11 protein-coding genes are annotated in these 11,206 nt (G+C 47.1%); 10 read left to right on the forward strand and 1 reads right to left on the reverse strand.

Annotation, left to right across the window (positions count from 1 at the left end; genetic code table 11):
* The 4 genes from CCB157_RS10095 to CCB157_RS10110 all read left to right on the forward strand — a co-directional run.
* A partial coding sequence (locus CCB157_RS10095) for a PTS sugar transporter subunit IIA (RefSeq protein WP_143287005.1) occupies positions 1-481 on the forward strand: 481 nt, incomplete at its 5' end.
* A 62-nt stretch (positions 482-543) separates the two neighbouring features.
* Positions 544-984, forward strand: a complete 441-nt coding sequence (locus CCB157_RS10100) for a PTS mannitol transporter subunit IIA (protein ID WP_077615787.1) — start codon at positions 544-546, stop codon at positions 982-984.
* Positions 984-2,135, forward strand: a complete 1,152-nt coding sequence (locus tag CCB157_RS10105) for a mannitol-1-phosphate 5-dehydrogenase (RefSeq protein ID WP_077615779.1) — start codon at positions 984-986, stop codon at positions 2,133-2,135. Before CCB157_RS10100 ends, CCB157_RS10105 begins: the two co-directional genes overlap by 1 nt.
* Positions 2,136-2,583: 448 nt before the next feature.
* Positions 2,584-3,798 carry a threonine synthase gene (locus CCB157_RS10110; protein WP_077615780.1) on the forward strand — a complete coding sequence of 405 codons (1,215 nt, stop codon included), beginning with the start codon at positions 2,584-2,586 and terminating at the stop codon, positions 3,796-3,798.
* 273 nt (positions 3,799-4,071) lie between these two features.
* On the opposite strand, the gene CCB157_RS10115 is transcribed toward CCB157_RS10110, so the two are convergent.
* Positions 4,072-4,797: a GntR family transcriptional regulator gene (locus tag CCB157_RS10115; RefSeq protein ID WP_193432284.1), complete on the reverse strand. Its 726-nt coding sequence runs from the start codon at positions 4,795-4,797 to the stop codon at positions 4,072-4,074.
* A 283-nt stretch (positions 4,798-5,080) separates the two neighbouring features.
* On the opposite strand from CCB157_RS10115, the gene CCB157_RS10120 reads away from it, so the two are divergent.
* The 6 genes from CCB157_RS10120 to CCB157_RS10145 all read left to right on the forward strand — a co-directional run.
* On the forward strand, positions 5,081-6,394 hold the full coding sequence (locus tag CCB157_RS10120) for a 6-phospho-beta-glucosidase (protein ID WP_077615788.1): 1,314 nt from the start codon (positions 5,081-5,083) through the stop codon (positions 6,392-6,394).
* Positions 6,395-6,407: 13 nt separating this feature from the next.
* On the forward strand, positions 6,408-7,733 hold the full coding sequence (celB, locus tag CCB157_RS10125; RefSeq protein ID WP_077615782.1) for a PTS cellobiose transporter subunit IIC: 1,326 nt from the start codon (positions 6,408-6,410) through the stop codon (positions 7,731-7,733).
* A gap of 39 nt (positions 7,734-7,772) precedes the next feature.
* Complete coding sequence (gene chbG / locus CCB157_RS10130) at positions 7,773-8,534, forward strand: chitin disaccharide deacetylase (protein WP_077615783.1); 762 nt, start codon at positions 7,773-7,775, stop codon at positions 8,532-8,534.
* Between the two features lie 242 nt (positions 8,535-8,776).
* Entirely contained in the window at positions 8,777-9,079 is a 303-nt protein-coding gene (locus CCB157_RS10135) for a PTS sugar transporter subunit IIB (protein WP_077615784.1), read from the forward strand.
* A gap of 552 nt (positions 9,080-9,631) precedes the next feature.
* A complete protein-coding gene (locus CCB157_RS10140) occupies positions 9,632-10,828 on the forward strand; it encodes a hypothetical protein (protein WP_077615785.1) in 1,197 nt (398 codons plus the stop codon).
* Positions 10,829-10,925: 97 nt separating this feature from the next.
* The coding region (locus tag CCB157_RS10145) for a transposase (RefSeq protein ID WP_077615786.1) at positions 10,926-11,206 on the forward strand (281 nt) is incomplete at its 3' end.

Genomic DNA, 11,206 nt, shown 5'->3' on the forward strand with positions numbered 1-11,206 from the left:
CTTTGCGGTCGTGAACCTGACCGAGCGGGGTTCCCATAAGGACATGTTAAATGCCATCGCTAAAAATTTAATGGATGCGCAGCTCATCAGCGATCGGCAATCGGTCGCCGACGCTTTGTTGAAAAGAGAGTTACAAGGCGCTTTAGGCATTCCGAGGTCCACGCTGGCTTTGTTTCACAGCAAAGACCGTCATGTTTTAAAACCGATCTTTCGCATTTACGCTTTACCGAAACCGCTTCCCTTAAAGGCGATGGATCAGGAAGACATGATGATGAAACATGCGCTTGTCCTGCTTTCACCGGAAAGCTTGTCGCCCCAAGGGTTGGAGCTTTTGAGCCATATCAGCGCCTTGATTATAGAAAGCGAAGAGACCCTCGCGTTATTTCAATCGGAAGATAAGGAAAAAATTTACGCTTATTTAAGCCAAAGGCTTTGGGACTATAGCCATCAAAAATTTTTCAACGCGAGCCAAAAAAGTTGAAAGGCCTTTCGTCTTTTGGACTATAGCTATCAAAAATTTTTAGGGAGAAGGGGACGTTGATCATGACCAACAGCATTCTCAACGAACAAAACATTTTGTTAAACCAAGCTTTTGCTTCGAAAGAGGAAGCGATTCGCGAGACCGGCAAGCTTTTGGTCGAACGCGGCTATGTGGAGGAAGCGTATATCGATAAAATGCTTGAACGCGAAGCTTTGGCATCCACCTATATGGGAAATTATGTCGCCATTCCCCATGGGACGGAGGACGCTAAAGAAACGGTCAAAGCGTCCGGCATCGGCATTGTGCAAGTGCCGGATGGCGTCGATTTTGGCAATGGCAATGTCGTCAAGCTGCTGATCGGGATCGCCGGCAAAAATAATGAACACATCGAAATGCTCTCAAAGATCGCGATCGTCTGTTCCAAAGAAGAGAATGTCGACCGCATTATCCGAGCGACCGATAAAAAAGAAATTTTAAGCATTTTCAATGAGGTGAATGAATAATGCGAGCCGTACATTTCGGGGCGGGCAACATCGGCCGCGGATTTATCGGGACCCTCCTTTATCAATCGGGATATGAGATCTGCTTTATCGACGTGAATGCCGCCTTGATTGACCTCATTAATTCCCGCAAAGAATACGCGGTGGTGCTGGCGGATCAAACCGAAGACGTTCAGATTGTTAAAAATGTCAGCGGCATAAACAGCCAAACCGACCCGGACAAAGCGATCGAGGCTATTGTTCAAGCGGATCTCGTGACGACGGCGGTCGGGCCCAATGTATTGCCCTTGATTGCCCCGTTAATTGTTGAAGCTTTGCGAAAACGCTTGCGGGAGAATAAACAACCGTTAAACATCATTGCCTGTGAAAATATGATCGGCGCGAGCGGCAAGTTGAAAGAGCACATTTATCAGCGTTTAGACGAAGCGGAAAAACAGGATTTTGATCGTCTCTTTGGTTTTCCGAATGCCGCGGTGGACCGCATCGTCCCCAATCAGGAGAATGCCGATCAGCTGATGGTAAAAGTCGAGCCGTTTTTTGAATGGGTCGTTGAAACGAAGGAAATTCACGGAAAGACGCCCGAGATCGAAGGGGTGACGTTTGTCCCTGACCTGTTGCCGTATATTGAAAGGAAACTGTTTTCCGTCAACACGGGGCACGCGATCACGGCTTATATCGGCTATCAGGCCGGCTGCCAGACGATCCAGGAAGCGATCGAGAACGATCAAGTCCGCCGGATCGTGGAAGGCGCTCTAAAGGAAACCGGCGAACTGCTTATCCGGAAACACGGATTCCGTCCGGAAGACCATTGGATTTATGTCAAGAAGATTGTCAACCGTTTCCGCAATCCTAACATTTCCGATGAGGTGACGCGGGTCGGCCGCTCGCCGAAACGGAAATTAGGCTATGATGACCGTCTTGTCGGCCCGGCTCGGCAATATCATTCCTTGATGAACGAAATCCCGCACCGATTGGTGGATGGAATCGCCGCGGCCCTCAGCTTTGATTTTGCCGGGGACGACGAAGCCGTTGCCGTCCAGAATCTGATCACGAACAAGGGGATCAGAAAGGCGATCGTAGAGCTGACGGGATTGGAGGAAAGCCACCCGCTGATCCCTCACATCGAATCGGCCTATAACAAGTTGCATCATTAATATCCAAATTCAGCATGGTTGAGTGAAGACCGTCCGCTTAAAGGTCGAAGTGGTCCCCTTTAGGCGGGCGGTTTTTCGTTGGATCGAGCGGGAGGCTTTTCTCACCGCAAAGGATAATGCATTTTTTTCAAAAAAACAATGACTTTAAAAGGGACTGTTTTTTATTATAGAAGAAAAGCGGGTGGAAACGATAGTTGAACGTTGTTGGCGGGTCTTGATTGTTTTTTATTAAGAAAAGCGGCCTGCCGAATTTCCGTCCCATTCCGCCACCATCCATATTGATGAATAGTCACAGTCACGCGGCATGCCAAAAGATCATTCGGCGGATCAGGATGCCGGATGATCATTCAGCGGATGCGCAGGCGTCTGCTCTCAGCGCTGCGGGGGTTTTGGTTAAAGAAAAACAAAAACATAACCGACATTTGACCGGATCAAGGAGCGTGGCATGATGGCCTATAGTTACGTGTCCCATTTATACTGCCCGAAATGCCGGAAGACGTATCGCGCGACGGAGCGCCGCCAATTATGCGCGTGCGGCTCGCCGTTGCTGGTCGCCTACGATCTCGACGGACTAAAAGCCGGATGGCGCGCGGATGACTTGAAAGGGCGTGAAACCAGCTTATGGCGTTATCATGAGCTGCTTCCGGTCGAAAAACCGGAAAATAAGGTTTCGCTCGGTGAAGGCATGACGCCGCTGCTTTCGCTGAACGCATGGGGGCGCGATGCGGGCATTGATCGGTTGTTCATGAAGGATGAAGGCCTGAACCCGACCGGTACTTTTAAGGCTCGGGGAGCGGCCGTCGGCGTCTCGAAAGCCAAGGAACTGGGCGTCCGGGCGCTGGCGATGCCGACGAACGGCAATGCGGGTGCCGCGTGGTCGCTGTACAGCGCCCGGGCAGGGATCGAAGCCACCATTGTCATGCCCGTGGATGCGCCGGAAATCACGAAAAAAGAATGCGCCGCGGCCGGGGCCAAGCTGTTTTTGGTGAACGGCTTGATCAGCGATGCCGGGAAAATCGTGGCGCAGGCGGTCGCCAATGCCGGACTGTACGACGTGTCGACATTAAAAGAACCGTATCGGATTGAGGGAAAGAAAACGATGGGCTTGGAGATTGCCGAGCAGTTGAACTGGCACGTCCCCGATGTCATCATCTATCCGACCGGCGGCGGTGTCGGCCTCATCGGCATTTATAAAGCCTTCCGCGAGTTGCGCGAACTCGGCTGGCTGAAAGACGACCGGCTGCCGCGCCTGGTTGCGGTGCAATCGACCGGCTGTGCGCCCATCGTCGCCGCCTGGGAAAAGGGCCTCCTGGAATCCGAGCATTGGCCCAATGCGACAACGCGGGCCTTTGGCATCAACGTTCCGAAAGCGCTGGGCGATTTTCTTGTGCTGGATGCCCTTTACAAGACGAACGGGTGCGCCATTGCCGTTGAAGATGAAGCGATCCTCGAGGAACAGGTCAGAGTCGCGGCCTTGGAAGGCGCCTTTGTCTGCCCCGAAGGCGCGGCCGCTTTTGCCGGCGCAAGACGACTCAAGGAAAAGGACTGGATTCGAGCGGGAGAAACCGTTGTCGTTTTGAACACGGGGACGGGATTGAAATATCCCGATACGGTTTCCGTCGATGTCCCGACCTTGGAGCCGGGAGATCTAATTCCTTTGTAAGATGTGTTCATGCGGGTTGACCGGAAAAGTCGCGCATCGTGCTTTTCCGGTCTTCTTTTTTTTATGGCCGGAATACCAATTTTGGGCGATAACCGCGATCGCAAGTCAAGGGACATAAGTTGGACCAGTTATAGAAAAAAACGAGGGGGCAATCAACGAGGCCTGGCTTGTTACTCGCCCAAAGGGTATTGGGATCAGAAGTCCCCAGTGCCTCAAACATGTAAAAGTTCTTCGGACGGCGGCTCTGAAACGTTCCAGCCCCCTGTTGTTTGATCAGTAATTTCTTTCAATCACAAAATTGACACGGTCACCGCGGAATATTGTTTGAGAATATTCAATGATCGTTTCATCGCTTAAATAGGCAAAGGTTTCGAGCGAGAAACAGGGCGCCCCGTTTTTGATCTGAAGCATTTTAGCGGCGTGGTCATCCGCAAGAAACAGTTCCAGATGTTCAACGGTCTTTTTAATCTTTAATTGATAGTGGTTTTCGAGAACCCGATATAATGATGTTTCACATGCCTTAGCATTGAGAGCCGGTGTTTTCCGCCACGGCAAATAAGCGACTTCATATTGCAGGGGTTCTTGATCGGCATAACGTATTCTTTCAAGCTTATTCACAGGATCTCCGATTTCCAGATGAAAGATTTCGGCCAGCGAGGCGTCGGCTTGAATGACCTCCAGATTTATGACTTTTATGGAAGGCTGCTTTCCTTGCACCGTCAATTGTTCGGAAAAATTTTCAACCGTTGAAGTCAGGGTTTGTTTAACTTTTTTATCCGAGACGAACGTCCCTTTGCCTTGTTTTCGATAAACGTATCCTTCGATTGCCAATTGTTGCAAAGCGGTCCTTACGGTGGTTCGGCTAACTCCAAACTTTTTACAAAACTCGGCTTCGGTAGGAAGCTGTGTATGAGGCTTGTATTTCCCGTTTTTAATTAAATTGAGAATGGCCTCTTTCACTCTGAAATGAAGCGCATGGCCGGCTTTCGCTGTTTCCAATATAATCCCTCCAGAATACCGCTCTATATTTGTTATAACATATGAACGGCTGATATATCCACATACCGGCGCTTAACATGGCCGAATTCCTAGCGTGTCCATGATTCAAGTCGACGCCGAAGACGGGTCCATCACTAAAATTTAAATCAAAATTTGTAGTAACAAATAATAAAATTTGTATTGCATGTTTATAATAATATGTTACTATAATATTCAAATAGATCACAATAACATGAATGACCCTCTTTTTGAAAGCGATTTCATTAAAATGGAGGTGGTTTCTATCGGCTTAAAAGTCGTTGTCATCGGCGGAGGTTCAAGCTATACCCCGGAGATCATCGAAGGGTTGATCGAGCATCATCATGAATTCCCCGTTTCTGAAGTGACGCTCGTCGATATCCGGCAAGGAAAAAGAAAGCTGGAAATCGTCGGAGCGCTGGCCAAGCGGATGATCGAAAGGGCAGGCGTCGCGATCGACTTATCGTGGACGCTGGAGCGGAGAAGCGCGTTGCGGCATGCCGATTTTGTCGTCACACAGATCCGCGTCGGGGGTCTGGCGGCGCGGGAGAAAGACGAACGCATTCCGCTGAGCCACGGGGTGATCGGTCAAGAGACCAACGGACCGGGCGGAATTTTCAAGGCGTTTCGCACCATCCCGGTTCTCATGGATATTTGTGCTGACATCCATGAGATTTGTCCGGATGCCTGGTTAATTAATTTTACCAATCCGGCGGGAATCGTTACGGAAGCGCTTATGAAATACGGCAGGCATAAAAAAGTGATCGGCGTCTGCAATATCCCCTACAACATGAAGCATAGCGTCGCCGAAATCATGGACTGCGACCCGAATGACGTCGAGATTGAATTCATCGGAATGAATCATTTTGTCTTCGGGCGCAAAATCACCATCGCCGGTATCGACCGGACGGATGAAGTTCTCGAAAAAATCGCAAATGCGGAAGTGATCGCTTCTCCCGCCAATATCGTGTCGCTGGGATGGTCGAAAACCTTTATCGAATCGCTTCGGCTTTTACCGAATCCTTATCATCAATACTATTTTCAAAGGGAACACGTTTTGCAAAAAGATCTAAAGGCGTTCAGGGAACATGGCACTCGGGCCGAGGTCGTCCGGCAGCTTGAAAAAGCGCTTTTTGAAAGGTATAAGGATCCGACATTAAAAGAAAAACCAAAGGAATTGGAGAAAAGGGGCGGCGCCTATTACAGCCGTACGGCTTGCAACTTGATGGCCAGCCTTTACAACAATAAAGGGGATGTGCAAACCGTCAATATCGTCAACCGGGGGGCGATTCCGGATCTGCCGCATGATTCGGTCATCGAAGTCAATGCCATCATACAAAAGGACGGGCCGAAGCCTGTTGGCACGGGGCCTCTACCGCTTTCCGTCAAAGGGATCATCCAACAAATGAAAGCGTTTGAACAGCTGGTGATTGAAGCGGCGGTAACCGGGGATTATTCAACGGCTTATTTGGCGATGGTCATGAATCCGCTCGTGCCCGGCGAAGAAACGGCTAAAGTGCTGTTGGATGAATTGTTGGACGCGCATTGGAAGGACTTGCCGCAATTCCATCGAAAATAAGGGGGATTTAAAGGTGGGGCGATTTTTCGGGTTTTTCGAGGAGAAATTCCTGCCGGTCGCCGGCAGGTTTGGATCGCAAAGGCATCTTGTCGCCATTCGTGACGGTTTTGCCGGCATTTTGCCGCTCATCATCATCGGTTCTTTGGCGGTTTTGATTAATAACCTGCCGATTCAGCCTTTCCAGGATTTTATGGAACACGTTTTCAGTGAACATTGGAAAAATCTAGGCGGATATATTTGGAATGGCACCTTTGCGATCATTTCGCTGCTCGTCTGTTTTTCCGTCAGTTACAACTTGGCGCGGCACTATAAAGTGGACGCCCTCGCCGCCGGCTTGGTGTCGGTCGCTGCCTTGATCATTTTGACCCCACTCGTCGCGGACGGTCAAGGGATCTCCTTGAATTGGATGTCGGCGTCCGGCTTGTTCGTCTCCCTCATTGTCGGACTGCTTGCGACGGAGATTTTCAGGAAACTTTCGCAAATGAATTTGGTGATCAAAATGCCGGAGGGCGTTCCGGAGGCGGTGTCGCGTTCGTTCGCTTCCATGATCCCGGCCATGATCGTCTTGGCCATTTTTGGAATCCTACAAATCCTCTTTATCGATGTCATCGGCACGAGCGTCCAAGATATCATTTACAAATCAATTCAGGCGCCGTTCCAACATATGGCCGCGAGCTTGCCGGGGATTCTGGCGATCGAATTCACGAAATCGTTTCTCTGGTTTTTCGGACTGCACGGTTCGAACATTTTGGAACCTGTCATTGAGTCGGTCTATTTGCCGAGTATGCAAGAAAACATCCAACTCTTCAATCAAGGGGTTTCCGCTTATCAAGTCCCGCATATCATCACAAAACCGTTTATCGACGTGTTCGTTGCGATGGGCGGCATCGGCACCGGCTTGTCCTTGATCATCGCGATCTTCATCGTCGGGCGGTCCAGGCAAGTGCGAAGCATCGGCAAACTCGGGGGACCGGCCGCGCTGTTCAACATCAACGAACCGATCATTTTCGGCATCCCTGTCGTTTTGAATCCGATTCTTTTCGTTCCGTTTCTCTTGGTCCCGCTCGTGAATGTGACGATCGCGTATTGCGCCACCTCCCTCGGCCTTGTGCCGAGAACCGTCGTCATGGTGCCGTGGACGACACCGCCGATCATCGGGGGATACTTGGCAACCGGTGGTTCTCTTGCCGGCTCGATTTTACAATTGGTCAATTTGGCTGTTGGTACGTTCATTTATCTTCCGTTTTTAAGAATGTTGGATAAACAAATGTTAAAAAATGCTCCGGTTGAAAAAATGTCCTCTTTAAAAACGATCGATCAAAAGGATACAACCCTCTAAAAAGAGAATAAATATATGTGGGCGATAAGGGGGTAGACGATGAGATTAATCGTTAATGCGGATGATTTCGCATACACGCCGGCGGTGACATATGGAATTCTTGATGCTTTCTTGAACGGCATTGTGACGTCGACGACGATGATGTGCAATTCGCCGCATTTTGCCCACGCGGTTAAAATCGCAAAGCAATATCCGAAACTTGGTGTCGGCGTTCACCTCGTCTTAACTTGGGGCAAGCCGCTCAGTCCGGGCGTTTCTTCGCTGGTTGATGAAAGCGGTTACTTTTACAAGCAGCAGGAGATTTTCGACCACGCCCGGCCGGAGGACATTGAGCGTGAATGGACGGCGCAGATCGAGCGGTTTATTTCCGAGGGATTGGAACCGACACACTTGGATAGCCACCACAATGTGCACGGACATGAGCTCGCGCTTCCGGTTGCCATAAAACTGGCGAAAAAATACGGAATTCCGTTAAGAAGGGCCCATAACGGACCATCTGTTGATGAAGCGTATGGCTCTGTATTGCGAACGGATTTGCATTTGCGGGATTTTTACGGCGATGGGGTGAGCTATGACACGCTAGAAAAATTGTTGGAACAGGTTGCCGAAAGGGAACAATATGTTGAGATTAACTGTCATCCCGCTTTTATCGATAATGAACTGAAGCGGCAAAGTTCCTATGTCGAGACGCGCTTAAAGGAGCATGAAATTGTAACGTCCGAGCGCATCAAAGATTTTGTAAAGAAAAAAGGCATAAAACTGATCACTTATAGGGATCTCGCGGAGCGCCTCCGCCGTTGAGGCGGAAAGGGGATGGCGAAAAGCCATCGCGCCGGGAAGATCCGCGCGCTTTGCGATCGGGCGGACAAAAATGGAGCAAGCGGGCCGACGTTCCACCCGTGGCCATGTCGTGGGGTATCGGGCGGGAATTCACTCGTCCCCGTTTGAACGTTGTTTTAAGCGGTAGTGAAAAACGACCCCCACATGAGTAACATTTTCAAACGGCAGTGAAAACAGGATAGGAGTGCAAGGAGGTGGGGCTTTTGAATATCGTCCTGGTTTGTTCGGCAGGGATGTCCACGAGCATGCTCGTGGAAAAAATGCGTAAGGCGGCAAAAGAAGAGCATGTCGAGGCGACGATTCAAGCCACTTCCGAAGCGGATTTGGGAAGATTTCTGGATCAGGCCGATGTCATCCTCATCGGCCCGCAGGTCAGATATTTGGCTTCAAAGATTGAATCTCAAGCCGGGCCTTACGGCATAAAAGTTGCCGTCATCGATCCTGTTTATTATGGTTTGATGGACGGGGCTAAAGTGTTCGAACAAGCACGGGAGCTGCTGAAATAAAATAGGATGGGGCAGGTGCGTTGTAAGATAGGGCACCTGTTTTTGTATTTTAAGCTCCTAGGAAATAGGGCGGAATAATTACATCGGCGGTCGAGATGCACGAATTTTCTTATTTAGCCAGCGAGTACTGGACATCGGAACGCATCGATTGAAACACAGTTGAAAGTAGGCAGGGGTTGTTGTCGAGAATGCTTTGATCAAGAATTTAAAATAAAATATCATCATCCTGACTGAGTCTATTTGAAGGGAGTCATAAGAATGTTGTTCAGATTCCCGCATTTCATTATAATAAAAATAACACAACTAATAATCGGAATTATGTTTTATAAATGATCATTAAAAATTTTCCTCGGGCTATGGTCAATGGATGTTTAATTTTACCAAAAGCAATATGATTGCGTTGTTTAACATATAAAAAGAGGGGTATAACACTGCGTCGGGAAAAAATCCTCGCCCATCAGTGCAACCCCTCTCAGTATATCATATTGATGTATATTGAATTTTATACCTTTTCATTTATACAGTCAAGAAAAAAATGCAGGGGGACTATACATGCAAGGGGATACGAACGATGATTTATTGGAAAAACACGGAATAAATCGAATGGGGGAGAAATTCTTCGTCCAAAGATGGTTTGAAATTTTGAACGATCTAACACATGATTCGTATCATATTAAACATCTAAATTCGGTAATAGCTCTAAAAGAAATTATAGAAGTTTGTGAAGGAATTATTTCAGGTGAAATTAAACTTCAAGCAATTGAGTCACCAATTAAAGAAATGCAACAAATAATAAAATCCGATCTCTTATTGGATAAATATTTCAATCAATATAAAAAAATCATCCAAAGAAGCATTTGTAAAGTTCCCAACGACATTTCTAATGTTTATCGTATAATGTTCCAACTGAAAATTGCATTTAAAAAGATAGAAAACTTGTATTTAATTAGGAATATCGAAGAGATAGAACCCGCTGTGGAATACAATTCATTGGGAAATATAGATTATCTTATAGGGTCATTAGTAAGTGGTTTAATATCATTGGGTTGGTCAACCGAAAGCTTATATTTAGAATTAAAACGGCGAATTTCAGTTGATTGGGATCTCCATAGATTTTTGACTATTTTAAAAAAGAAACCGGAAGTATATGTATGTTTATATAAAGTTCGGAAACTCCCGCCAAATGATAGTCTGGATCTTTTGAAAAGAGCAGGTTTAAATATTTATTCTGGTCAAAAAATTAAAGAGGATTACCCAAAAGTTGATCTCAAAAATTTTATCGCAAATGATTCAAATTATATAAAAAAGAAGATTGAAATATTCGATTATTATTCTGCTTCGGAAAAGGGTTGGGAAGAAATCAAGAGTTCATTAGACATCGTAAAATTTTATGGCTATAAAGTCCCCGAACTTGATTATAAACCTATTGTTTTTTTGCCTTATGGAGAGAAAGTTGTTGCGAATAAGGAAATCTTCCAAAGAAAAATATTAAAAAACCATAAGGCAACCGAAAGGATGTATGAACAATATTTTGAGTTTGTAAACCGTGATGATGTGTCTCCGTCCGCCAAATCGAGGGTCAAACAAGTTTTCCAATATATAAGAATGGGTGAAGAATCTCTATCCATTGAAACTATGTTTTTAAATTTATGGGTAGCTCTTGAGTCTTTCGTTAGAAGCCCTCAGTTTAAAAATGATATAGAAAATGTCATGGAAGTGACAGCGGCCATCGAGTCGGATGATGTATAAAATTTTGTGTAAAGCATTTTGCTAGAACAAAAGAAAAAAGGTAGGGTATTCTCTGATTTGGACCACAACACATTCCAGAGAAAGGAGTACCCTACCTATGTCTAAAAGAAGTATACCGAATGTCGACTGGGCAAATCAACTGGAAAGTGTTATTCGTCAATTTGTGAAAGAAAAATTAGAGCTGATTATGCGGGAAGAAATGAAAAATTTCCTCGAAATCGAACAGGCTGGAACACCGAATATGAGAAACGGCTACTATCAGCGAAATCTAGATACGCAATATGGCCGGATTGAGGGTCTTTTGGTTCCAAGAGACCGAAACGGGGAATTTCAAACACAGTTGTTTGCCCCTTACCAACGGCACACCGGCTGGCTGGA

Origin of the sequence: Caenibacillus caldisaponilyticus (assembly GCF_002003465.1) — a bacterium.
GTDB classification, from domain to species: domain Bacteria; phylum Bacillota; class Bacilli; order Bacillales; family Sporolactobacillaceae; genus Caenibacillus; species Caenibacillus caldisaponilyticus.